The sequence below is a fragment of the Nocardioides sp. genome (assembly GCF_047607185.1).
Lineage (GTDB): Bacteria > Actinomycetota > Actinomycetes > Propionibacteriales > Nocardioidaceae > Nocardioides.
In genome coordinates this window covers 31,593-55,725 of record NZ_JASGDQ010000121.1, presented here as the reverse complement: position 1 = coordinate 55,725, position 24,133 = coordinate 31,593, and the positions used below count along the sequence as shown (strand labels likewise).

General features: G+C 69.0%; 20 protein-coding genes, 1 tRNA gene and 1 pseudogene. 12 read left to right on the top strand and 10 right to left on the bottom strand.

Annotated elements, in window-relative coordinates; genetic code table 11:
* Positions 1-335 (top strand): HNH endonuclease signature motif containing protein (locus QM595_RS14155; protein ID WP_415172212.1); only part of this gene is annotated, 335 nt, incomplete at its 5' end.
* Between the two features lie 480 nt (positions 336-815).
* Here the strand turns inward: QM595_RS14155 and QM595_RS14150 are convergent.
* Together QM595_RS14150 and QM595_RS14145 are read right to left on the bottom strand one after the other, a co-directional pair.
* Positions 816-3,407, bottom strand: coding sequence for a LuxR C-terminal-related transcriptional regulator (locus QM595_RS14150; protein ID WP_415172211.1), 2,592 nt, complete (start codon positions 3,405-3,407; stop codon positions 816-818).
* A 970-nt stretch (positions 3,408-4,377) separates the two neighbouring features.
* Positions 4,378-5,127: an SDR family NAD(P)-dependent oxidoreductase gene (locus QM595_RS14145; protein WP_415172210.1), complete on the bottom strand. Its 750-nt coding sequence runs from the start codon at positions 5,125-5,127 to the stop codon at positions 4,378-4,380.
* Between the two features lie 233 nt (positions 5,128-5,360).
* On the opposite strand from QM595_RS14145, the gene QM595_RS14140 reads away from it, so the two are divergent.
* On the top strand, positions 5,361-6,248 hold the full coding sequence (locus QM595_RS14140; protein ID WP_415172209.1) for a sulfite exporter TauE/SafE family protein: 888 nt from the start codon (positions 5,361-5,363) through the stop codon (positions 6,246-6,248).
* Between the two features lie 588 nt (positions 6,249-6,836).
* Positions 6,837-8,606, top strand: a complete 1,770-nt coding sequence (locus QM595_RS14135) for an ATP-binding protein (RefSeq protein ID WP_415172208.1) — start codon at positions 6,837-6,839, stop codon at positions 8,604-8,606.
* A gap of 195 nt (positions 8,607-8,801) precedes the next feature.
* On the opposite strand, the gene QM595_RS14130 is transcribed toward QM595_RS14135, so the two are convergent.
* Positions 8,802-9,191, bottom strand: coding sequence for a hypothetical protein (locus QM595_RS14130; RefSeq protein WP_415172207.1), 390 nt, complete (start codon positions 9,189-9,191; stop codon positions 8,802-8,804).
* A gap of 719 nt (positions 9,192-9,910) precedes the next feature.
* Here QM595_RS14130 and QM595_RS14125 point away from each other — a divergent pair.
* Positions 9,911-10,360 (top strand): annotated as a pseudogene (locus tag QM595_RS14125) (recombinase family protein); the annotation flags it as partial.
* A 138-nt stretch (positions 10,361-10,498) separates the two neighbouring features.
* Here QM595_RS14125 and QM595_RS14120 read toward each other — a convergent pair.
* Together QM595_RS14120 and QM595_RS14115 are read right to left on the bottom strand one after the other, a co-directional pair.
* The gene (locus QM595_RS14120; RefSeq protein ID WP_415172206.1) at positions 10,499-10,732 is read right to left on the bottom strand and encodes a hypothetical protein; all 234 of its coding nucleotides are present in this window, start codon (positions 10,730-10,732) and stop codon (positions 10,499-10,501) included.
* 235 nt (positions 10,733-10,967) lie between these two features.
* Positions 10,968-11,054, bottom strand: a tRNA-Leu gene (locus tag QM595_RS14115).
* A gap of 206 nt (positions 11,055-11,260) precedes the next feature.
* Between QM595_RS14115 and QM595_RS14110 the strand changes: the two genes are divergently transcribed.
* Genes QM595_RS14110 through pknB form a run of 7 tightly spaced genes read left to right on the top strand, consistent with a single transcriptional unit; the run spans position 11,261 to position 19,982 of the window.
* Positions 11,261-11,968, top strand: a complete 708-nt coding sequence (locus QM595_RS14110) for an FhaA domain-containing protein (protein ID WP_415172205.1) — start codon at positions 11,261-11,263, stop codon at positions 11,966-11,968.
* A complete protein-coding gene (locus QM595_RS14105) occupies positions 11,961-12,422 on the top strand; it encodes an FHA domain-containing protein (RefSeq protein WP_415172204.1) in 462 nt (153 codons plus the stop codon). Before QM595_RS14110 ends, QM595_RS14105 begins: the two co-directional genes overlap by 8 nt.
* Positions 12,419-13,666 (top strand): PP2C family protein-serine/threonine phosphatase, encoded by a 1,248-nt coding sequence (locus QM595_RS14100; protein ID WP_415172203.1) that lies wholly within the window; start codon positions 12,419-12,421, stop codon positions 13,664-13,666. Before QM595_RS14105 ends, QM595_RS14100 begins: the two co-directional genes overlap by 4 nt.
* A 2-nt stretch (positions 13,667-13,668) precedes the next feature.
* Positions 13,669-15,066, top strand: a complete 1,398-nt coding sequence (locus tag QM595_RS14095; protein WP_415172202.1) for an FtsW/RodA/SpoVE family cell cycle protein — start codon at positions 13,669-13,671, stop codon at positions 15,064-15,066.
* Positions 15,063-16,553, top strand: a complete 1,491-nt coding sequence (locus QM595_RS14090) for a peptidoglycan D,D-transpeptidase FtsI family protein (protein WP_415172201.1) — start codon at positions 15,063-15,065, stop codon at positions 16,551-16,553. The genes QM595_RS14095 and QM595_RS14090 overlap by 4 nt, the downstream gene beginning before the upstream one ends.
* Positions 16,550-18,139 carry a protein kinase domain-containing protein gene (locus QM595_RS14085; RefSeq protein ID WP_415172200.1) on the top strand — a complete coding sequence of 530 codons (1,590 nt, stop codon included), beginning with the start codon at positions 16,550-16,552 and terminating at the stop codon, positions 18,137-18,139. The genes QM595_RS14090 and QM595_RS14085 overlap by 4 nt, the downstream gene beginning before the upstream one ends.
* Entirely contained in the window at positions 18,132-19,982 is a 1,851-nt protein-coding gene (gene pknB, locus QM595_RS14080; RefSeq protein WP_415172199.1) for a Stk1 family PASTA domain-containing Ser/Thr kinase, read from the top strand. Before QM595_RS14085 ends, pknB begins: the two co-directional genes overlap by 8 nt.
* Positions 19,983-20,041: 59 nt before the next feature.
* On the opposite strand, the gene QM595_RS14075 is transcribed toward pknB, so the two are convergent.
* Positions 20,042-20,791, bottom strand: a complete 750-nt coding sequence (locus QM595_RS14075) for a DUF881 domain-containing protein (protein WP_415172198.1) — start codon at positions 20,789-20,791, stop codon at positions 20,042-20,044.
* A gap of 52 nt (positions 20,792-20,843) precedes the next feature.
* Between QM595_RS14075 and QM595_RS14070 the strand changes: the two genes are divergently transcribed.
* Positions 20,844-21,293 (top strand): cell division protein CrgA, encoded by a 450-nt coding sequence (locus QM595_RS14070; protein WP_415172197.1) that lies wholly within the window; start codon positions 20,844-20,846, stop codon positions 21,291-21,293.
* Between the two features lie 304 nt (positions 21,294-21,597).
* Here QM595_RS14070 and QM595_RS14065 read toward each other — a convergent pair whose 3' ends face one another.
* The 4 genes from QM595_RS14065 to QM595_RS14050 are packed head-to-tail and all read right to left on the bottom strand — an operon-like array spanning position 21,598 to position 24,130.
* A complete protein-coding gene (locus QM595_RS14065) occupies positions 21,598-22,521 on the bottom strand; it encodes a rhomboid family intramembrane serine protease (RefSeq protein ID WP_415172196.1) in 924 nt (307 codons plus the stop codon).
* A complete protein-coding gene (locus QM595_RS14060; protein ID WP_415172195.1) occupies positions 22,518-23,030 on the bottom strand; it encodes a peptidylprolyl isomerase in 513 nt (170 codons plus the stop codon). Before QM595_RS14060 ends, QM595_RS14065 begins: the two co-directional genes overlap by 4 nt.
* Positions 23,031-23,069: 39 nt before the next feature.
* A complete protein-coding gene (locus QM595_RS14055; protein ID WP_415172194.1) occupies positions 23,070-23,405 on the bottom strand; it encodes a DUF3817 domain-containing protein in 336 nt (111 codons plus the stop codon).
* Entirely contained in the window at positions 23,402-24,130 is a 729-nt protein-coding gene (locus QM595_RS14050; RefSeq protein WP_415172193.1) for an SURF1 family protein, read from the bottom strand. The genes QM595_RS14055 and QM595_RS14050 overlap by 4 nt, the downstream gene beginning before the upstream one ends.
* Between the last annotated feature and the right edge of the window lie 3 nt (positions 24,131-24,133).

Sequence of the window (24,133 nt, the reverse complement as noted above, 5' to 3'; positions counted from 1 at the left end):
TCGTGCACTCCCTGACCGGCCAGCACCTGGGCATGGTCACCATCGACCGCCTCCACACCTGGTGCACCCACAGCCAGGTCACGGTCCGGCCCGTCCTCGACCTGACCGCCGAGGCAGTCACAGCAGGCAGGTTCGCCACCGACACCCTCCGGGAGCAGGTGGTCGAGACCGCCCGCACCTGCGTCTTCCCCTACTGCGAGCGTCCCGCCGAGGCCTGCGACCTGGACCACGCCAAGAAATGGCAAGAACACGGCCCACCCGACCAAACCAGGACCGGCAATATCGCCCCGCTATGCCGACATCACCACCGCGTGAAAACCCACAGCGCCGGGTGAATATCTGTGGACCAGCCCCCACGGCTACCGATTCCACGTCACCAAAGATGGCACCACCCAACACGACCCCGGCTGAGTGACGCCGCTGGCACACGGTCAGCGTTTGATGGTGATTTTGACGGTCTTGGAGGTGGCCGGCAGGTAGCCGCTGTCGCCGGGGTAGAACACCCGTAGCCACACGACTCCGGTCTGGACCTGGAGCTGCGCCTTCCCGGTCGCCGCCGGGGTGATCGCGCCGGTGACCTTGACCAGGCCACCGGCCCCGACCTACTCAGGTCGGGCAATGGGCACCTCGCCGACTACGACGAGTTGGAGCGAGACGACATCCTCGCCGTCTTGGAGTTCGCCGCGCTCGACGCCGCGGCTGGCCTCCGGCCGGGCGGTCGTCGTACGCCAAATGCAAGGGCGCGATCAGAGACCTCTCGCGGGGCAATCAGCGACCTCTCGGCGGGATCTCGGAGGAGTTGGCGACGCTGCGGCTCAGTGGCCGTCGAGCAGGTGGTACTCGAAGGCCGTCCTGACCGCAGCCTCCCGGCTGGTAACGCCGAGCTTGCGATAGATGCTGCGCAGTTGGGTCTTGACGGTGTTCGGCGAGACGGTCAGCACCTTGGCGATCTCCTCGCGGGAGGCGTGGTCGACCAGCGCCGCGAGCACGACCAACTCCCGCTTGCTCAGCCGCACCAGCCGGGGCAGGCCGCCGAGCGAGACCACATCGGGTACGCCGTCCAAGAGGTAGGCCGCCAGGTCCGGCTCGCCCTCCTCCCGGGCGAGCTCCGCCAACTGCCGGCGGTGCTCGGCAGGCGCCAGCAGCACCTGGGCACGCACCCCCTTCGCCAGGTACAGGTCGTAGGCCCGCCGGGCCAGCGCGGTGGCGAGCTTCTCGTCACCGTGCTCCAGCACGGCCGCGGCGCCCAGCAGCAGCGTGGCTGCCTTGGTCCGGTTGGTGTGGCCCGGCAGCCTCAGCCAGCCGGCCAGCTGCTCGGGAGCCTGGTCGGCGCGGCCGGTGAGGATGAGCTCCAACAGCCGGGCGGGCACGATCTCCGGCGCCCGTGGCGACTCGGTGGCGAGCAGCGGCTCGGCCTGTGAGGGCCGCCCGGCCAGCAGCCAGGCCATCGCGTGGAGATTGGTCAGGTAGCGGGTGGCGGTGTTGTCGCCGATCCCCGGTGGCGGCGGGGTGTCCGCCAGCCGCATCTCCAGCCAGCGTGCCGCCGACAGTGCCTCGCCCTGGCCGATCCGGGCGTGCAACTCGACCGCGGCGACGAACGGCCAGAACTCCGAGATCGGGCTGTGGCGCCGCACCCGGGCGACCCGGTCCAGCGCCGCCTCGAAGTCGAACTCGTCGAGCCTGGTGAAACCCTCCCCGGCCAACGTCATCACGTTGAGATAGGACTGCTCGTGCTCACGCGGCCAGGCGGCGGGGTCGATCGCCTGGCCGGCGTCCTCGGTCGCCTCGCGGTCGCCGAGGTAGCCGTTGGCGCCCACCAGGTAGGAGAAGGCGTAGTTGCGCGTCGCGGCCACCTTCGTCATCCCGGCCGAGCGCGCCATGGCGGTCAGGGCGGCGGGGAACCGGGAGCCCTGCAGCAGCGAGAAGCTCAGCTGGCGCAGGATCATCGCGACGAACTCCACCGACGCGTCGTCGAACTCCCCCGGCAGCGAGTCGAGCTCGGCGATCGCCTCCACCGACACCCGGGCCGACTCCTGGAAACGACCGCACAGGCGCAGGGCCACCGCCCTGACGCTGGTCAGCAGGAAGCGGTCGATCGGTCCGCCCAGCACCTCGACGCCCTCGGGGTGCTGGCGCGCCGCCATGGCGTAGGCCTCGGCCGCGGTGCCGCGCAGCACCGGGTTGAATCCCCGGACCAGCCCCAGGCCCAGTGCCAGCACCGGGTAGCGGGTCAGCACGCTGGTCGGCAGCGCGTCGAGCCGGCCGAGGAGCCGGCCGGTGAAGTAGATCTCGGGGTAGGCGCAAACCAGGTCGACGTAGACCCGTGAGGCCAGCGTGTAGTCCTCGGCCTCGACCGCGAGCTGGAAGGCCATCTCGTAGTCGCCGTACTCGAAGAGCCATCGGGCCGACTCGCGCACCGAGCCCCGGTAGCCGGTCGGGTCGTGGCGGCGCAACCGGTGGAGGAAGGCGTCGCGGACCGAGTCGACGTACTGGAAGACGGCGTGCCGGCGGGCGTAGGGAACCCAGCGGCCGAAGCCCTCGCGCTCGAGGACGGCCAGCACGGCATCGACGTCCCCGCGCCCGGAGATGGCTCCGGCCAGCTCCGCGTCGAAGTACGGCGGCGCGCTGGTCAGCAGCACGAAGCGAGCCATCGACTCGTCGGCCAGCTCCGAGGACAGGTCGGTCGCGACGAGGTCGTTCCACTCCTGGCTGCCGTCGACCGGGACGTTGCCCCGTCGTGAGAGCCCCAGCACCAGCGCCCGGACGCCGAGCGCGTAGCCGCTGGTCTCCCGGGCGGCCGCCCGGGCCAGCCCGGAGTCGTCGCTGCCCAGGTGCAGCCGGAGCAGCTCGGCGATCTCCGACTCGGTCAGCGCCAGGTCGCGGTCGTCGATGAGCCTGGTCCGGCCGCGGAGCAGCAGCTTCTCGTCGCAGAGCCGGGTACGGCCCCGCGTACCGATCACGACACGCACGCTCGGCAGTCGCTCGACCAGCCGCTGGAGGTCGTCGTCGACCTCGGCGGCGGCGTCGCCGAGCTTCTCGTAGGCGTCGAGGACGAAGGTGACCTGGTCGCGATCGCGCAGCGCGTCGATGACGACGTCGAGGACGTCGTCCACCAGTGCGATCCGGCCGACCAGTCTGGCCGCGACGTCGGCGCTCAGCTCGCCGACCCGCCTCGCGGCCTCGGCGACCTGGGCCCAGAAGGCCCGCGAGGAGTCGGCCTCGCCGCTGATGCTCAGCCACAGCACCGGGTGGCCGGCCGCCGCCTGCCCGGCCGCCCAGCCGCGCAGCAATGTCGTCTTTCCCGATCCGCTGGGCGCCTTCACCACGCAGATCTGGGCCGTCGTGGTGTCGAGGATCTGGCGCAGCCGCGGCCGATCGACCACGCCGTCGAAGAAGGTTGGCGTCATGACTCGCCTTCCGGGGAGCAGGGACCCGCGCCCCGAACGCCGGCCACAAACTTGAGTCACAGGAACTGTACGGGACGATGGTCCCACTTCTCTCGGAACCCTCGGGCTGGCACGGCCGAGCGCGACCGTGCATGAGGCGTCCCCAGATGCGGAGGTCGATGAGGACCAGGTGTGGACACTGACGGTCGTGTCCGAACTCGGTTACTACGTCGTGCTGAGCCGAGACTGCGACATCGTCCGTTCCGTCGACATCGAACCGTGCCTCTTGGTGTGCCCGGTCGAGGCCGTCAGCTCCGACCGATGGGAAGAGCTGCGACGTGGCCCGTACTCGCCACGCGAATTTCCCGTCCCAGAGTCGCAGTCAGGGAGCGCTTCGCGACGTGGCTGGCACGTCGCGCGGCCAGAGCCCCGCATTCAGATGCCCTTGAGACAGACGTTCTTGCGGAGGCCGGGGACCGGGTTCGACAGCTGGCCAAGAAGGCAGCGCGAGCACGCGCCAACGGGGGCGGCGGGCTGTCACCAGCACAGCTGCTGGTCAGCGCTACGGAGGAGTGGTTCCTAGCTCCCGGCGAGCAACTCGTGCCGATGCAGCTGATTGTCAGCGCTGCGAGCGCGAAGGCCGCCGGACTATGGGACGACAACGCGAACGCGTTCAACGTCGCTGCTGTCGACCGGGGACGTGAGCAACTCCAAACCGATCTGACGAAGCGGTGCACACCGGGGTTGGGATACGCGGTCAGGGTCGAGGTGCACTCCCTGGACACGGTGCCGGCATCGAGATACCGGTCATGGTCAGAGTGGACGTGGGACCACGAGCCCGCATGGACGGCAGGCGACCTAACCACATAAGCCTGACGCCGAACCGAAGGACCCTCTCCAGACCCGCACCGTCGGCCTGGTGACCCTGCTCCGCGCCCCTACCCAGCTTCCCGTCCCCGAGGAGCCGGGCCGGGGCCTCGGCAGAACCCGATCAGCGCGGCGTCATCCGGAGGGCGCCGTCCATCCGGATGGTCTCGCCGTTGAGGTAGTCGTGGCCGATGATCATCCGCACCAGCTGGGCGTACTCCTCGGGGCGGCACAGCCGCTGCGGGAACGGGACACCGGCGGCGAGCGCGGCGCGGAACTCCTCGCTCACGGTGGCCAGCATCGGGGTGTCGACGATGCCCGGGGCGATGGTGTTGACCCGGATGCCGTACTGCGCCAGATCACGAGCGGCGGGCAGGGTCAGACCCACCACACCGCCCTTGGAGGAGGCGTACGCCGCCTGCCCGATCTGACCCTCGAAGGCGGCCACCGAGGCGGTGTTGACCACGACGCCCCGCTGCCCGTCCTCGAGCGGCTCGGTCTGGGAAATCGCCTCGGCGCCGAGCGCGAGCACGGTGAAGGTGCCGACCAGGTTGATCTGGACGACCTTGGCGTACAGGCCGAGGTCGTGGACGCCGTTGCGTCCCAGAATCCGGGCCGAGGGACCGATGCCCGCGCAGTTGACGACGACACGCAGCGGGCCCGCCTCGGCGGCGAGCGCGACCGCGCGCCGTACCTGCTCCTCGTCGGTGACGTCGGTGGAGACATAGGTGACCCCGTCGACGACGGGCGCTCCCTCGACGTTGAGATCGAGGCCGAAGACGCGAGCGCCCTCGGCGGCAAGCCTGGCCGCAGTGGCAGCGCCGAGCCCGGAGGCGGCGCCGGTAACGATGGCGGCGGTGTCGGCGATCTGCATGGTTCTCCTGTGGTCTCGTGACGGTGGCTTCGGTGGGGCCACTGTCTCACCCGGCCAGCCGGGCCAGCGCGGCGGCGTCCTGGCTGCCCGGCTCGGCCGACCGCCCAGGCGCCTCCGGCCGGGCACCGGTACGCCGTCCCGATGGTGACGGCGGTGCCTAACCGCGGGGAATCTAAGTCAAGTTAACAACTCGTGTTAATCTTCTTCTCTTCCATCCTCGAGAGGACCCCGGCATGGACAAGTTCCTGATCTTCATCTTCGTTGGCCTGGCAGCCCAGGCCGTCGACGGCTCGTTAGGCATGGCCTACGGCGTCACGTCCAACACCTTGCTGGTCAGCACGGGGGTCTCCGTCGCGGTCGCGTCCGCCTCGGTCCACTTCGCCGAGGTCGGGACCACACTCGTCTCGGGGACGTCGCACTGGCGGTTCGGCAATGTCGACTGGACGGTCGTCGCCAAGCTCGCGATCCCCGGCGGCATCGGCGCGTTCCTGGGCGCCACCGCACTCTCGAACCTGTCCACCGAGGTCGCCAGGCCGTGGGTCGCCGGCCTGCTCATCCTCCTCGGCGTCTACATCATCGCGCGCTTCGTCTTCGGCCAGCCGCCCGTCCCGGGTGCCGGCCGGAGGCCCGGCCTGGGACTGCTCGCTCCGCTGGGCATCATCGGCGGCTTCATCGACTCCACGGGCGGCGGCGGCTGGGGACCGGTCACGACGCCGACGCTCATCTCCACCGGCACCCTCCACCCGCGTAAGGTCATCGGATCGGTCTCCACCTCCGAGTTCGTGGTAGCGGTGTCGGCCAGTATCGGCTTCCTTGTCGGGCTCGCCGACGAGGCGATCGACTGGCGCATCGTCGGCGGTCTGCTGGTCGGTGGCGTGATCGCCGCGCCCTTCGCCGCCTACCTCGTCAAGCACCTGTCGCTGCCTGTCCTGGGGGCGCTCGTCGGCAGCCTGATCCTGGTCACCAACTACCGCACGCTCATCCGCGACTGGAACGTGGAGTCCCTCCCCGCCTATGTGCCTGTGATCGTGGTCGCTGCCGTCGTACTGGTCGTCGCCGTCCGCAAAGTTGGCGGGCGCATCACCGACGCCGCGCCGGAGCCGGAGACCACCGGAGTCTGACTTGCCGGTCCCACGGTGGGCGCTGACCAGACGATCCGGTCCTCCCTCGGCCACTTCCTCGCCTATCCCCCGTGCTCGCGGATCACGACCCTGGTCGCTTTCGCATCGGCCCGTTCCAGCGTGTCTTCCGCACAACGACGATCGGGAAGGCCCCCTGTTCGCCAGGGGTGATCAGTTCCTCCAAGTGCTCGACGCGGAAGCGCCCGAAATAGATTCGGGCCCCAACTAGCGTTTCCGCTGGTCAGGGCCACAATCCTCAACGTGCGCGAGGGGGAGTTGAACCGGCGGGCATCCACGCTCAGAACAGCGTCACCCGCTCCCTGAGCGTGGATTTCAGGTCCCGTTGGCTCCCGTTACCTACGGTTGAGCCAAGTCCGTGCTACCCGGGGCAGCACCAGCGATGTTGAGTTGTGGCCGGCGGCCGATCCACCGGCACCTCGAGAGTACTCCGACCTAACGGCTCATACTGTCGGCGTTGGGAGCGTCGCGCCCAAGGCAACATCCAAGCCTTTCCTACATCCTAAACGGTAGGATCTCATCCTAATGATTGTGCTAACCTCCTAACTACCGAGAGTTGGGAGGAGGCACGTGAGCAACGGCACAGAGCTGGTCGCCGCACTCAGGAAGTTCGGTGCTGAAGCGACCGGCGTAGAAGCGAAGCGGTCAGAGAAGAAGCTGCCCCGAGACGTGCTCGAGACGCTGTCCAGCTTCTCGAACACGCCCGGAGGTGGTTCGCTCATCCTTGGTCTCGCCGAGCCCGGGAACTTCACCGCGATCGGCGTCGTCGACCCGAAGAAGATCATGGCGGACCTCGCCTCCTGGTGCAGGGACGAGGTCGTGCCTCCCCTCCAACCTGAGATCGAGATCGTCGAGGTCGACGGCAAGAAACTCGTCATCGCCGAGGTCCCAGAGCTCCCGCGGAGTCAGAAGCCCTGCTACGTCAAGTCGCTGGGCATGAACCGGGGCTCGTACCTTCGCGTTGGCGAGAGCGACCGTCGGCTGACCTCGGAGGAGGTCCACCAGCTCGTGGCAGACCGTGGCCAGCCGCAGTTCGATCACGAGCCGGTGATCGATTCCACAATCGATGACCTGGACCCATCGGCCGTCGATTCCTACGTCCGTCGTATCCGAGGCGGCAACAACGCCCGGATCTTCCGGGACGAGCCCGACGATGTGATCTTGAGGATGACCAAGGCGGTCGCGAAGGGGTCCGACGGAGTCGAGCACCCGACGCTCGCCGGACTGCTCGCGCTGGGCCGATACCCACAGCAGTTCTTCCCGCAGCTCAACATCACCTTCGTCTACTACCCCACCCCCACGGGCGAGAGCACCAAAGCAGGCATCCGGTTTCTCGACAACGCCAGCATCGACGGCCCGATCCCCCTCATGGCGGCTGAGGCGCTCGCCGCCGTCCAACGAAACATGAAGAAACGGGCGCTGATAACCGGGGAAGGCCGGCGTGACATGTGGGAGTACCCGCCGGAAGCGCTACGCGAAGCAATCGTCAACGCGCTCGTCCACCGCGACCTGAGCCCAGGCTCCCGCGGCAACCAGGTTCAGATCGAGATGTACCCGGACCGACTCCGCGTCATGAACCCCGGCGGGCTCTTCGGTGCCGTCGACATCGAACACCTCGGAGAGGAAGGCCGATCGTCGGCACGAAACGGCTCGCTGCTGAAGATCCTCGAAGATGTGGTCATCCCCGGCGAGGACCGCGTCGTCTGCGAGAACCGCGGGTCCGGCATCCGAGCAATGCTGAGTGCACTGCGCGACGCCGGCATGAGTCCACCACTGTTCAAAGACCGCACCACGTCCTTCGAAGTGGTCTTCCCGAACCACTCACTCCTCGATGACGAAACCCTCGAGTGGCTTCAGCACCTTGGGCGCGAGGGCCTCACCGATGCCCAGTGCGTCGCGCTCGCGCTCATGCGTAGGGGCCAGGTCATGGACAACACGCGGTACCGCGCTGCCAGCGGGATCACCGACAGCCGGGTTGCCACCACCGAGCTCCAGGACCTTGTCGCCAGGGAACTGGTCGCACAGACCGGCACCAAGCGCGGGGCTCGATACTCGCTCTCCAACTACGCGACAAGCGTCGGCGCAGGCGAGAAGCGACCCCGCCCCAACCGACGACGCCAGATCCTTCGCCTCCTCGCAGTCCACGCCGACCTCTCCAAAGCCGAGATCAGCGAGATCCTCGACCTCAATCCGAAGACAGCCGAGCATTGGCTCAGAGCACTCAAGGGAGAGGGATTCGTCGAACCGAACACCCCAGGTCGCGGCAGCCGGAACACGCGCTACCGCCTGACTGCTGCCGCACTCCAAGGCTCCCTCCTCGACGACGACACCCTGTCCTGACCTTCACCTCCTAACTCTCCTCCTAACTGCCACGACTTAGGAGGACAGCCCGCGTCTCCCTCGCTGGAGCTCGCCCTGACCGGGTGGATCGTGCCGCGGTAGCTGGACTCTCAGCAGGAAGCCAAGGGGCGCGAGCGCTCGACAGAAGGGGGCTCGATCCGCCACGTCCGTGCCGGTGCTTCAACGAGCGCGAGATCAGCCACCGGCGACGTATGCGCGCGCGGCGGCCATGACAGACCGAGTGGCGCCAGCGTCTTGCGCCAAGACCTCGGCCGGCGAGTTGTCGTCGAGCTGGGGGTTCATACCCATGAACCAGGCACGAGCGACCTGCGGGGTGTCAACTGTGGTGATCACGTCAAAGACCTGGGCAACATCGCGCAGCAGCTTCTCGGTAGCAGCAGACGGTGTGCTCTCTCCCGAGATCCACCGCGCGATAGTCCGGGGCTGTGCGTTCACGATCACTGCAAGCAACGCCTGCCCCAGATGACTCTGCAGAGTCTTGGTCACCGTCGCGACATCAGTGCCGATCGCTCGACGGTGTGAATCCGTACGACGCTCACGAACCGCGTGGATCTGGCCCATCATCACTCCTCTCAACTTCTGTCAGTCTATCTGTCAGGTGATCTGTCATCAACTTCGGTAGACGGGGCTACGAGCTCCACGACCTGGTGAGCACGCTGCCTCACCGGCCACGCCCGATTCCAAGCGACCAAGTTCGGGCCGAAGCACGACGCTCTCGTAGATCCGCTGCACTTCGCGAACCAGTTGCTCCAAGTTCGCAATGCCCGCCAACGGCCCGGCATGGCCGCGGCCGCCCTTCGGATCGTCGATGTATACCGCGGACAACCTAGCCGCGACCATGAGCCGAAAGCCCACGCACGTAACCAAGCTCAGAAGGCACAGTGGGAGCGGGACCCGCGCGTCACCGTGACGCTGCGCCCACTCAAGTACCGATACATACGCGACTCGTTGGGCGCGGCTGTGTGCGATCCGATGACGGGCATCAAGATCCCGAGTGGGCCACCGTCCGAGAAAGGCGTCGACGTCATGTGCGCATTGGCACTCGTACGCCACGCACTTCGCCCGGACATCGACCTCGTGATCCTTGCCTCGCTCGACAGCGACTTGGTCCCGGCACTCGACGAGGTCCTGACACTGGGCACCGCGAAGGTCGAGACCTTCTCATGGTGGGTACCCGGAGAGAGTGCGTATGAGTTGCGGCCAAGCGCGGGGGAACCAACGGCGTCGCCCCGCTCGGCTACCTCAACGAGACCAAGCGAATCGAGGGCATCGAAGTCCGCACCGTGGTCATCGACCACGAGCGAGCAGGACACGTCCAGTGGGGGTTCGAGCAGTACGCCAGCGGCGACTGGTCGATCTCATCACTACGAGACGAGCTGGAGGAGCGAGGCTTCAAGAGCCGCACCACAAGGAAGATCGTCGGGAAACCGCTCAACGGCTCCCAAGTCCACCGGATGCTGACCAACCCGTACTACAAAGGCCAGATCCTGTTCAAAGGGGTGATCTACCCGGGAGCACACGAACCGCTGGTCGATGAGGTGCTCTGGCAGCGCGCCCAAGACGTCCTCGCCAGCCGACGCATCGCCGGAGACCGCTCCTGGCGGCACACGCACTACCTCAAAGGCAGTCTGAAGTGTGGCCGTTGTGGCGCCGGACTCGGCTACATGACCGCAGCAGGCAACGGCGGAACGTATGAATATTTCTACTGCCTCGCCCAGTACGGGAGGCGCAACGACTGCGACCTCCCGCACCTGCCGGTGCATGAGGTCGAGGAAGTAATCGAGGGGGAGTGGAAGGCTGTTCGCTTCACCGACGAGCAGATCACGGAGTTCAGCCAGAGAGCACGAGATGACCTGCACCGCAGTGCCGAGTCAGGGAGTCGGCTCATCGCCGACCAACGCCGGCGTCTGGCTGAACTTGAACGACAGCGTCAGAAGCTGCTCGATGCCTACATGGCGGACGCCCTGCCCGTGGAGGTACTCAAGGAACGCCAAGATGGCCTTGCTGCCGAGATCGCCAACGCGAAGCGGCTCATGCAGAACGCCCAAACGGCCAATGACGAGGTCTTCGCCCGGCTGGAGCAAGTCATCTCGCTCCTGACCCACGCCGAACGGCTCTACGCCACCGTGGGCGACGAAGCCCGGCAGATCCTGAACAGCGCTGTGTTCGAGCCGTTCGTGCTCGACAGGCGTGAGGATGATGGCTTCACCGCAGTCGTCACAGAAGCATCGCTCAGCCCGCTCGCAGGAGCCGTACTGGCTCCTGCGGAGCCGACAGGGAGCGGCATGAAAAGAACCCTCACCGGGGTTAAACCCGGCGAGGGTTCCATTCTGAATCAGATGGTGCGCGAGGGGGGAGTTGAACCCCCACGCCCTTTCGGGCACACGGACCTGAACCGTGCGCGTCTGCCTATTCCGCCACTCGCGCCCTGCTCTGACTGCGTTTCAGGGCAGGTGAAGACTAGCCGAGCGGCCGGGTCAGCCCCAAACCGGCGGGCACCGGAGCGGGGCGGGCGGTCCGACACGCCCTGCCGGGGACTCGCGTCGGGGCCGTGGGATGTGGAGCCACCGATACGATCGAGCGAGCCCGGCGCCGGCCCGGGTGTCGTGGTGCGCGCCAGAGAGGAGGGTCGCGTGGGTGTCCTGCAGCGGTTCGAGCAGCGGCTGGAGTCATTGGTCTCCGGCATCTTCGCGCGCGCCTTCAGGAGCGCGGTGCAGCCGGTGGAGATCGCCGCCGCGCTGCAGCGGGAGTGCGACAACAACGCCCAGGTGCTGAGCAGGCAGCGGCGGCTGGTGCCCAACGACTTCCACGTGGAGCTGAGCGACAGCGACCTGGACCGGCTCAAGCCCTACGACTCGGCGCTGGTCGACGATCTCACCAAGCAATTGAAGGAGCACGCCGAGGCGCAGGGCTATGTCTTCCCCGGGCCGATCAGCATCGACGTCGAGCCGGCCGGCGACCTGACCACCGGTCGGTTCCGGATCAGGAGCGACGCGAAGGCGCAGGTCGAGGGCCATGCCACCCACACCCAGCTCACCCGCGCCAAGGCAGTGCTGGAGGTCAACGGCACGTTGCACCCGCTCGACGCCGACGTGGTCGTCGGCCGGGGCACCGACGCCGACCTGCGCATCAACGACCCCGGGGTGAGCCGACGGCACGTGGAGTTCCGGGTGCGCCACGACGGCGCCATCCCCACCATCGAGGTGCGCGACCTCGGCTCCACCAACGGCATCCTCGTCAACGGCCAGCGGATGGCCAGCGCGATCGCCGACGACGGCACCGAGGTGAAGATCGGGCATACGACCATGACCGTGCGTATCACGGAGGAGCCGGGTGTCTGAGCTCACCCTCTTCCTGATCCGGATCGCCTACCTGGCCATCCTCTGGATCTTCGTCCTCAGCGCCGTCTCGGTGATCCGCTCCGACATGTTCGGCGCCCGGGCTCCCGAGTCGGGCAAGGAGCGCAAGCCCCGCAAGCAGCCGAAGATCCGATCGCCCAAGAGCCAGCCGACCCATGTGGTGGTGGTCGAGGGCACCAACACCGGCGCCCGCGCCGAGCTCGCCGACGCGCCGCTCCTCATCGGCCGGGGCAGCGACGCCGCCATCCGGCTCGACGACGACTACGCCTCGACACGGCACGCCCGGATCGCTGCCAGCGGCGACCAGTGGTTCGTCGAGGACCTCGGCTCCACCAACGGCACCTATGTCGGCGCCGTCCGGCTCACCCAGCCGACCACGCTGACCGTCGGGTCCCGCATCCGCATCGGCAAGACGATCCTGGAGCTGCGCAAGTGAAGCTCCAGTTCGCCGCCATCTCCGACGTGGGCCGGGTCCGCAAGGACAACCAGGACAGCGGGTACGCCGGCCCGTGGCTGCTCACCGTCTGCGACGGTGTCGGCGGCGCGGCCCGGGGCGACCTCGCCTCCAGCACCGCGGTGCAGCAGCTGCGCAATCTCGACAGCGAGCCGGCCGCGGAGGCCACCGAGGAGGAGCTGCTGGCGCTCGTCGACGGCGCCCTGGACCAGGCCCACGACAAGATCGCCGACCTGGTCGCCCACGACCCGGCGTTGAGCAGCACCAGCACCACCGCCACCGTCGGCCTCTTCGACGGCGAGCGGCTCGCGATCGGCCACGTCGGCGACAGCCGCGCCTATCTCTTCCGCGGTCAGGGCCTCACCCAGCTCACCCATGACCACACCTTCGTGCAGACCCTCATCGACGAGGGCCGGATCACCGAGGAGGAGGCGCGTTACCACCCGCACCGCAACCTGATCCTGCGGGCCATCGACGGGCAGCGTGACGCCGAGGCCGACCTGTTCGTGGTGCCGCTGCAGGTCGGCGACCGGCTGATGATGTGCAGCGACGGCGTCTGCGGCGTCCTCGACGCCGGTCGGATCGCCGACGTGCTCTCCGGCGGCTCCGCGGACTTCGCGGCGGTGGAGCTGGTCCGGGCCAGTCTGGAGGCCGGCAGCAGCGACAACGTCACCTGCATCGTCGCCGACGTGGTCGAGCACCTCGACGACCAGCACGACGACGAGCCACAGCTGGTCGGCGCCGCCGCCGAGCTCAGGCGTCGTACCCGCCTCTTCCGGGGCCACCGCGGCGGCGACACCGGCGAGCTCGAGCCGGTCCCCGCCGACGACGAGGAGCTGCCCGCCGGCGCGATCCTCGACGACCCCATCGACACCGAGGCGCTCCGCTACGCCCCTCGTCCCCCGCGCCGCTTCACCTGGCTGCGACGGCTGCTCGCTCTGGCCATCGTCGCCGGGGTGCTGTGGGCCGGCGGTGCCGCGGCGTGGGCGTGGAGCCAGCGGCAGTTCTACGTCGGCGTCGACAACGGCAATGTCACCATCTTCCGCGGCATCAACACCTCCTTCGCCGGCTTCGACCTGTCCTCGCCCTACGAGAGCACCGACCTCGACATCGACACCCTCGCCAGCTACGACGCGCGGCAGGTCACCGGCGGCGTCACCCAGAACAACCTGACCGCTGCCCACCGCTATATCGAGCAGCTCGCGACCCGCGTCGGGACCGAGTAGCCATGTCGACCCCCCTGTCATCCGGCCAGGCCTTCGTCCACCGCAGCCGCCGCGGCGCCGAGCTCGTCCTGGTGGTGCTCGCGCTGGCCGTCGGCATCGGCGCGTACGCCGCCGTCGGCCTCGGCGTCGAGGGCGCGGTCCCGACCGACATCTACTCCTACGGCGGCTGGCTGGCCGGCCTCGCCCTGGCCACCCACGTCACGATCCGGCTGGTGGCGCCGTACGCCGACCCGGTGCTGCTCCCCGTCGTGATGGCGCTCAACGGCCTCGGCCTGGCGGTGATCAAGCGGCTCGACCTGGCCCACGAGACCTCGCTGGCCCAGAAGCAGCTGTTCTGGATGACCGTCGGCGTGGGCCTGTTCGTCGCCACCCTGGTGCTGCTCGGCGACCACCGGGTCCTGCAACGGTTCACCTACACCGCCGGGCTGGCCGCGGTGATCCTGCTGCTGCTGCCGCTGGCCCCCGGCCTGGGCTCGGCCAAGGGCGGCGCCCGCATCTGGATCCAGGTCGGTGGGCTGTCCTTCCAGCCCGGCGAGGTCGCCAAGGTGCTGCTGGTGCTCTCGTTCGCGGGCTACCTGGTGCTCCACCGCGACGCGCTGGCGCTGGCCGGCCGCCGGGTCGCCGGACTCGACCTGCCCCGGGGCCGCGACCTCGGCCCGATCCTGGTGATGTGGCTGATCAGCCTGCTGGTGCTGGTGGCACAGCGCGACCTGGGCTCCGGGCTGCTCTTCTTCGGCCTGTTCATCGTGATGCTCTTCGTGGCGACCGAACGGCCGGGCTGGCTGGTGGTCGGCGGGCTGCTCTTCCTCGGCGGCGTGGCCGCGACGTACGTCCTCTCCGGCCGGATCGGCTTCCTGGCCCACGTCCGCAACCGGTTCGACATCTGGCTCGACCCGATGGCCTACTACGACCGCTCGCCCGGCAGCGGGCAGCTCGTCGAGGGGCTGTTCGGGATGAGCTGGGGCGGGCTGATCGGCCGCGGCTTCGGCGAAGGCCGCCCGGAGCGGATCCCGATCGCCTCCTCCGACTTCATCATGGCCGCGATCGGCGAGGAGCTCGGCCTGACCGCCGTAATGGCGATCATCGTGCTCTACGGCCTGATCGTGGAGCGCGGCCTGCGCACCGCGCTGATCTCCCGTGACGACTTCGGCAAGCTGATGGCGGTCGGTCTCGCCGCGCTGGTCGCGCTGCAGGTGTTCATCGTCGTCGGCGGCGTCACCCGGCTGATCCCGCTGACCGGCCTCACCACGCCGTTCCTGTCCTATGGCGGCTCCAGCCTGGTCGCCAACTGGGTGATCGTCGCGCTGCTGCTGCGCATCTCCGACCACTCCCGCCAGCCGTTACCGGACCTGTCGGCCGACAACGCCGACGACGTCCAGACTCAGGTCGTCAAGATATGAACCGCCCCATCCGCGTCGTCTCCATCGGCTGCCTGCTGCTCTTCGCGGCGCTGCTGCTCAACGCCACCTATCTGCAGTACTACGCGGCCAGCGGCTACAACGACGACGCCCGCAACCGCCGGGTCGTCGACGCCGAATACTCCCGTGAGCGCGGCGCGCTGCTGGTCGGCCGCACCCCGATCGCCGAGAGCGTCCCCTCCGACGACCTCTACAAGTTCCAGCGCACCTATCCCGACGCCAAGCTGTACGCCGGCATCACCGGCTACTTCGGCTATGGCGGCACCATCACCGGCCTGGAGAAGTCGCAGAACGACGTGCTCTCCGGCGACGACTCGCGGCTGTTCGTCGACCGGCTCAGCGACCTGCTCGGCGATGCCGGCACCCGGGGCGGCGACGTCGAGCTGACCATCAGCGCCGCCGCCCAGCAGGCCGCCTACGACGGCCTCACCGCGCTGCCGGGTGACGTCCAGGGCGCCGTCGTCGCGCTCGAGCCGCGCACCGGCAAGATCCTGGCGATGGTGACCACGCCGACGTTCGACCCGAACAAGCTCGCCTCCCACGACTTCGGCGCCAACCAGAAGGCCTACGAGGCGCTGGAGGCCAACGCCTCGCAGCCGCTGCTCAACCGCGCCGTGCAGACCGCGCTGCCGCCGGGCTCGACCTTCAAGCTGGTGACCGCCGCAGCAGCCATCGAGTCCGGGAAGTACGACGCCTCCTCGATGGTGCCGGGCGGGGCGACGTACCAGCTGCCGCAGACCTCCGGCGAGTCCGGCCTGATCGACAACGAGGGCCGCGACTGCGGCACCGACACGGTCGCCTTCACCCAGGCGATGGAGAACTCCTGCAACACCGTGTTCGCCCAGCTCGCGGTCGAGGTCGGCGGCCAGGCGCTGCGCAAGCAGGCCGAGGCGTTCGGCTTCAACTCCTCCTGGTTCGACGAGCTGCAGGGCACCAACGGCCGCTCCACGCTGGCGACCTCGACCTTCCCCGAGGACCCCAACCCGCCGCAGACCGGGCAGAGCGGCATCGGCCAGTTCGAGGTGCGCGCCACCCCGCTGCAGATGGCGATGGTGGCCGCCGGCATCGCCAACCAGGGCAAGGTGATGAAGCCCTATCTGGTCGACGAGGTGCAGTCGGCCGACGCCGACATCGTCGACACCACCAAGCCCGAGCAGCTCTCGCAGGCGGTCTCCGCGCACACCGCCGACGAGCTGACCGAGCTGCTGGTCGCCACCGTCAACGACGGCACCGCCTCCCCGGCGGCGATCACCGGCATCCAGGTCGCCGGCAAGACCGGCACCGCACAGAGCGGCCAGTCCGACGTGCCGCCGTACGCCTGGTTCGTGTCGTTCGCGCCGGCCGACGACGCCAAGGTCGCGGTCGCGGTGATGATCCAGAGCGCCGACATCGACCGCGACGAGATCGCCGGCGGCACCTACGGCGGCCCGATCGCCAAGAAGGTCATGGAGGCGGTGTTGAAGCAATGACGCCAAGCGAGTACGTCGACGACGCCAACCGCTATCAGCTCGAGGAGCTCATCGCCACCGGCGGCATGGGCGAGGTGTGGCGCGGCCGCGACACCACGCTGGGCCGGGAGGTGGCCATCAAGGTGCTTCGGCCGGAGTACGCCGGCGACCCGGTCTTCCGCACCCGTTTCGAGACCGAGGCCCGCAACGCCGCGCTGCTGCACCACCCGGGCATCGCCGCGGTCTTCGACGTCGGGGAGTCGATCCGCCCCGACGGCTCGCTGCGGCCCTTCCTCGTCATGGAGCTGGTCGGGGGCCAGCCGCTCTCGGCGCTGCTGCGGCCGGGCACCGGGATGGATCCGGGGGTGGTGCGCGACCTGCTGGCGCAGACCGGCGACGCGCTCGGCGCGGCTCACGCGGCGGGCATCGTGCACCGTGACATCAAGCCGGCCAACCTCATCATCACCGGCAACCGGAACGTCAAGATCACCGACTTCGGGATCTCCCGGGCACTCTCCGGGGCGGCCATCACCGGCACCGGCGCGGTGATGGGCACCCCGCAGTACCTCTCCCCCGAGCAGGCCCGTGGCGACGCCGTCACGCCGGCCTCCGACGTCTACGGTCTCGGGGTGGTGGCCTTCGAGTGCCTGGCCGGCCGGCGCCCGTTCGAGAAGGAGACGCCGGTCGCGACGGCGCTGGCGCACCTGCACGACCCGGTGCCGGGGCTGCCCGCGACGGTCCCGGCCGACCTCGCCGCCGTGGTCACCCGGGCGCTGGCCAAGAAGCCCGCCGACCGCTACCCCGACGGGGCCGCCTTCGCCGCCGCGCTGCGCGGCCTGCCCACCAGCTCCGGTCCGGTCGTCGAACCGGACCCGGTCCCGACCCCGCTGCCGAGCTCGCTCGATGACGGCACCCGGCTGCTGCCCGGCGTCGTACCCGCTGCCGTGGCACCGCCGACCGGCCCCACTACCGGGGTCACCGAGACCGCCGAGGACGAGGAGGAGCGGCGCGTCAACGGCTGGGTGATCGCGCTGGTCACCGCCGTAGTGCTCGCCATCGTGGTGGTCGGCTGGCTGCTGCTGCGCAGCGGGGACGACGACACCTCCACGACCACCACGCCGACGATCTCCAGCACACCGACGACCAGCACCCCGACCGCGACCACCTCGACGCCGACGGCGACAGCGACGCCGTTCGACCTCGACCCCGACGACTATGTCGGTCGCGACGTCGACGACGTCAAGGCCGAGCTGGAGGCGAAGGACCTCGTCGCAGTGGTGCACGTCGTCGACAATCCCGGTGACGAGGAGCCCGACGCGGTCGTCAAGCTCACCCCGACCAAGGACCTGCTGCCCGGCGACACCGTCGACGTCTCCTACTACGGGCCGCTGGAGCAGACCACCTCGGCCGCGCCGACCACGGCGACCACGAGCACGACGCCGACCAGCAGCACGCCCACCACCACCAGCAGCACGCCCACCACCACCTCGGCGACCCCGACGACCGAGACGGCGACCTCCTCGCCGGCCACGTCGGATACTTCGACTGCATCACCCGCGGGAGCGCAGGAAGCGCCCGCAGCCCGGAAGGACAACGCAGATGGCTGACCACCAGCCGACGATCGTCGGTGGCCGCTACGAGCTCGGCGAGCTGCTCGGCCGCGGCGGCATGGCAGAGGTGCGCAAGGGCACCGACACCCGGCTCGGCCGAGTCGTCGCCGTCAAGCGGCTGCGCACCGACCTCGCCTCGGACGCCACCTTCCAGGCCCGGTTCCGCCGCGAGGCGCAGTCCTCGGCCTCGCTGAACCATCCCGCGATCGTCGCGGTCTACGACACCGGCGAGGAGGTCGTCGACGACGGCGGCACCGTGGTCCGGCAGCCCTACATCGTGATGGAGTACGTCGCCGGGCGCACCCTGCGCGACATCCTCCGGGAGGGCCGCAAGATCCTCCCCGAGCGGGCCTTGGAGATCACCTCCGGCGTGCTGTCGGCGCTCGACTACAGCCACCGGGCCGGGATCATCCACCGCGACATCAAGCCCGGCAACGTCATGCTCACCCCGTCCGGCGACGTGAAGGTGATGGACTTCGGCATCGCCCGGGCGATCTCCGACGCCTCCTCGACGATGACCCAGACGGCCGCCGTGGTCGGCACCGCGCAGTACCTCTCCCCCGAGCAGGCGCGCGGCGAGACCGTCGACTCCCGCTCCGACGTCTACTCCGCCGGCTGCCTGCTCTACGAGCTGCTCACCGGCCGGCCGCCGTTCGTCGGCGACTCCCCGGTCGCGGTCGCCTACCAGCACGTCCGCGAACAGCCGCAGCCGCCGAGCGACTTCGACGCCGACCTGCCGCCGGAGGTCGACGCGATCGTGCTCAAGGCGCTGGCCAAGCGGGTCGAGGACCGCTACCAGTCCGCCGCCGCGATGCGCAACGACATCGAGCGCTACCTGGACGGCCGGCCGATCTCGGTGGTGGCGCCGTCACCGGCGGTGCCGACGGCCACCGCCGCGGCACAGCCGATTGCCGTCGTACCTTCCACGACAGAGGCGTCCGGCCCGATCGCGCTGGAGGAGGAGTACGACGACTACGAGCGCGGCTCGCGGATGGGCTGGATCATCGGCACCGGCGTCATCGTCATCGCGCTGATCGCGGTCGGCATCTGGGGCTGGGGCAAGCTCTTCCCCGGCGCGCCCGAGCAGGTGCAGGTGCCGTCGCTGACCAAGCTGACCGAGGACCAGGCCCGCGAGACCCTCACCCAGCTCGGGCTGGTGACACACGTCTCCAGCTGGGAGGCGAGCGAGGACGTCGACCAGGGCGCGGTGATCAGCCAGACCCCCGACCCCGACTCCTATGTCGACCCGGGCAGCACCGTCGAGCTGGTGCTGTCCTCCGGCAAGCCGCAGGTGGAGCTGACCGACCTGACCAGGATGCAGTTCAAGGAGGCCAAGACCTGGCTCCAGAACAACAACCTATTGGTCAAGCGGGAGGACCAGGAGAGCGACGAGCAGAAGGGGCTCGTCCTCGAGATGAACCCGACTGCGGGCACCTCGGTCGCGGAGAACACCACGGTCACGCTCTACGTCTCGCTGGGCCCGAAGACCGTTCCCGACGTCCTGGGCATGTCCCAGGCGGACGCCGAGGCGGCCATTCGCAATGCCGGCTTCACTCCGGAGCGGCGCGACGAGCCGAACACCACCGAGGATGCCGGCACCGTGGTCGACCAGTTCCCGGCAGCGGACACGCCACAGGACAAGGGCACGACGGTGCTGATCTTCGTCTCGACCTACGAGCCGCCGGTGTGTGAGTACGACTCCTCGATCCTGGCCAGCGACCCGGACTGTGTCGCACCGCCGACCGCCTGCGTCACTCCCACGCCCGGCACACCGTTCGACTCGACCGACCCGACGATCTGCGCCGGCTACGACCCGAACACCGGAAACCCGCTGAGCTGACCGGCAACGTCATCCGAGCTGGTCGCTCCGGCAGCCGGCTCGGATGACGTCCCGCCAGCTCACTCGAGGGGCTTGGCGTAGCTGAAGTCGCGCAGGCCGTCGTAGGCCGGCGCCTCGATGTGGGACGAGGTCTCCAGCGACCAGCCGAGCTGGTAGTCGGGGTCGTCGGCATAGTCGCGGTAGTTGCTGACCCAGCGATCGGTCTCGATCGAGGTCACCAGGTCGGGTACGTCGCCGACAGCCTCGATCACGAACGGCTGCGGGTAGGGCACGCCCTGGAGCTGGATGGTGCTGCCGGAGCACTTGATGCCCGTCGTGCTGACGACCCGCTGACCCTGGATGGTGACCGCGCTGGCGCCGCCGGCCCAGAGCGCGTTGACCACGGCCTGGACGTCTTGCTGGTGGACGATATAGGGCTGCAGCTTGTCGGTGTCGACGCCGTCGGTGATCGACGTCGGCGCGTCGCTGAGGGTGATGGTGACGCCCGGGCCGGTGCGCGGCGTCAGCCCCGCCGGTTCGCGCAGCTGGTCGGCCTCCCGCTGCAGCTTCCTGACGGTGGTGTCGTTGACCTGCTTGCCGAGCGTGTCGACCTCGTCGGTCAGGTCGGCGACGCGTGCCTGGAGCCGCTGCAGCCGGGCCGCGTCCTCGCTCGCCAGCGACGCCAGATCGGTGTAGCGGCCGGGTCGCAGATCGGTGCCCTGACTGCTCATCGCGCTCACCACGAACAGCACCCCGCTCGCCAGCGCGACCAACGGCGTACCGACGCGCCACCCCAAGTGATGGGCGCCTTTGTGCGTCGGCGAGGTCATGCCTCTAGGCTACGGGCGGTTTGTTTTGTTGACAGGGAGCAGGAGCAGGACCGTGGCCAAGCTGAAGTTGCGATCGCTGGATCTCGGGGATCGCGAGCCCATCTTCACGATCCGCTTCCTCCTCAGCCTGTTGCTGATGGCGGTGGGCATCGCCTGGATCGTCTACTACTACACGGGTGTCCGCACCGGGCTCCACCTCGCCGCCAAGGGCCCCAGCTTCCTGCAGGACCTGGTCGGCTGGAACTACCTCATCGGCTTCGTGGTGTTCTTCCTCGGCCTGATCCTCGCCGCCCACCCCTCGACCCCGCTGGGCCGCGGCCGCGGCGTCGTGGTCGGGATGCTCGGCTGCTTCCTGCTCGGCCTGGCCTGGATCTGCGTCTTCTACATCTTCTCCGACGACCTCTCCCCCATCTGGGTCTTCAACGACCTCGGCCAGAAGAACCTCCTGGTCGGCATCGCCTTCATGGCGGTGGGGTTCGTCTACGCCACCCGCTGGGAGTAGGCCGAGAGGTCCCTGATTGCCCCTCGAGAGGTCTCTATCTGCCCCTCGAGAAGTCCCTGACTGACCGCTCGGCGGCAGCATCGACCGTCGTCTCGCGCGCCGAGGCGGCGGTTCTTCACATCTGGGGATAGCCCTGTGGACGAATCACATCGATGTGATTAACCACAGGAATGTCCACAGCTTGTGGACGCGATGCCTTGTCGTACGACGAGGAGAGCGCCTGTCGCGAGGCGAAACGGGACGCTTCGAGGGGCCATGAGGGACCTCTCGAGGGGCAGATAGGGACCTCTCGGCGAGCTCTGGGTCAGGTGAGCGCCAGGGTTCGGAGTACGGCGACCACGGCGACCACCGCGAACAGCAGCCCGAGGCCGGCGGACTGGACCGCGGTGCGGCTGCGCGGTGGCGCGTAGGCCAGGACCCCGGTAGCCAGCAGGCCCCCGACGAAGCCGCCGACGTGGCCCTGCCAGGAGATGCCCGGGACGAGGATCGTGATGACGGCGTTGAGCACGACCAGCACCAGGATCGGGCGCAGCGGCGCGTTGATCCGCCGGCTGATCACCAATGCCGCGCCCATCAGGCCGAAGATCGCCCCCGAGGCGCCGACCGTGGACGAGGCGGGATCGGCGGCGACGTAGACGAAGGCCGAGCCAGCGAGCGCGGAGAGCAGATAGACCGCCAGGAACCGGACCCGGCCCAGGATCGGCTCCAGCATCGGGCCGAGGATCCACAGCGCGTACATGTTGGTGAGGATGTGCCAGATCTCGACATGCGTGAATGCGCTGGTCAGCAGCTGCCAGTAGGAGCCGTCGGCGACGCCGGGGACCCAGGTGGTGGTGCCCACGGTGTCGCACACCTGCTCGGCGCCGACCTGCGGGTAGTAGGACCCGTCGGACAGCTGACAGCGACCCAGTGGCGTCAGCGCGAGCAGGTCGACCAGCTTGCTGGTGCTGCGGCCGGTGACGTTGATCAGCAGCCAGACGACCGCGTTGATCGCGATCAGCACGAACGACGTCGCGGTCGCGCTGGACACCCGGGCGCCGCCGTACGCCGCCTGCGGGCTGCGCGTCGTACGCCGCCCCTCCGCCACGCACTCGGGGCACTGGAACCCCACAGCCGCGGTGGTCATGCAGTCGGGGCAGATGGTGCGCCCGCACCGCTGGCACTTGATGTGTGCCTCCCGGCCGGGGTGCCGGTAGCAGACCGGCACCCCGGGGTCGGGCGAACTCACCCGACGATCTCCACCGAGTCGATGACCACGTCGTCGACCGGCCGATCCCCCGGCCGGGTCGGCAGGGTGGCGATCTCGTCGACGACCTGGCGGGAGCGGCCGTCGTCGACGACCTCACCGAAGATGGTGTGCTTGAAGTTGAGCCAGGTGGTCGGGCCTACGGTGATGAAGAACTGCGAGCCGTTGGTGCCGGAGCCGTCGAACTTCTTGCCGGCGTTGGCCATGGCGAGCAGGTAGGGACGGTCGAAGACCTTCTCGGGGTGGGGCTCGTCGTCGAAGGTGTAGCCCGGGCCGCCGCGGCCGGTGCCCTCCGGGTCGCCGCCCTGGATCATGAAGCCCTCGATGACGCGGTGGAAGATGACGCCGTCGTAGAACGGACCCTTCTTCACGTCCTGGCCGAGCTCGCCCTGGGCGAGGCCGATGAAGTTCTGGACCGTCTTCGGGGCGTAGTCCGGGAAGAGGTCGATGGTGATGTCACCACGGTTGGTGTGCAGGATCGCCTGAACCATGTCAGTTCCGTTCGTTGCTCGGTGAATGCCGAGACGATCCTACGAGAGAGCCAGCTCCGGGTTCTCCGCGCGCAGTCGCGCGGCGGCGCGGCGCTCCACCCAGAAGATCAGGCCGGGGATCAGTCCGGCGATCAGCAGCAGCAGAAACTGCGGGATCGTCCACTTCGCCTGCTGCGTGAGCACGAAGGCCACCACCACGTAGACGATGTAGACCCAGCCGTGGGCCAGCCAGATCGGGGTGAGGTCGTCACCGAGGCGCTGCAGGTCCGAGCCTTCGGAGAGGGCGTACTTGAGGATGAAGCCGACGCTGCCGATCAGCAGCAGCGTGCCGACGATATAGGCCAGAATCCGGTAGGCGCCGAAGAGCTTCTTCACACAGGCGAGGGTACGTCGTCCTCCTCGGCGTCCTGTGCGGGGGCCGAACGCAGCTCCTGGACGTAGCGCCACCACAGGAAGATCGCGAAGCCGCCGAAGACCCACCACTCCAGGCCGTAGAGGAAGTTGCGCAGCCCGGTGAAGCTGCCCGCCTTCGGCAGCTGCGCCAGGGTGGCCGGCTCGAGGCCCGACTCGGGCTGCTGGCTGATCACGTAGCCGCCGTACAGGTCCTGGTCCACGTGCTGGATCACGTCGGCGATGCGCAGTTGCGGCAACACGTCGTCGCTGGGATCGGGGTCTGCCTCGCGGGTGCCCTCGCCGGGCTGCAGCCAGCCGGTCAGGGTGACCTCGCCCTGCGGGACCGCCGCCGACGGGGCGGTGGCGGTGCCGCGTACGACCGGGATCGCCGGCTCCCCCGGCCCGCCCACCGCGAGCGGCGTGACGACCCAGTAGCCGCTCTCCCGAGCGACGTACACAGTGCCCTCCGGCACCCAGCTGCCGGTCACCGTGACGGGCCGGCCGACGTCGAGGCCGGGGAACGGGTCGTCGGGGCCGAACACGTCCTGCAGCGGCACCGGCGCGGCGTTGGTGATGTCGCGCGCCCGGGCGGCGCGATGGTCCTGCCAGGTCTGGAACTGCCACACGCCCAGCCCGACCGCCGCCAGCGCCAGCAGCAATCCGACGGCGTGCGCTCCCCACAGGCGAGGGGACCACAGCGGCAGCACCCG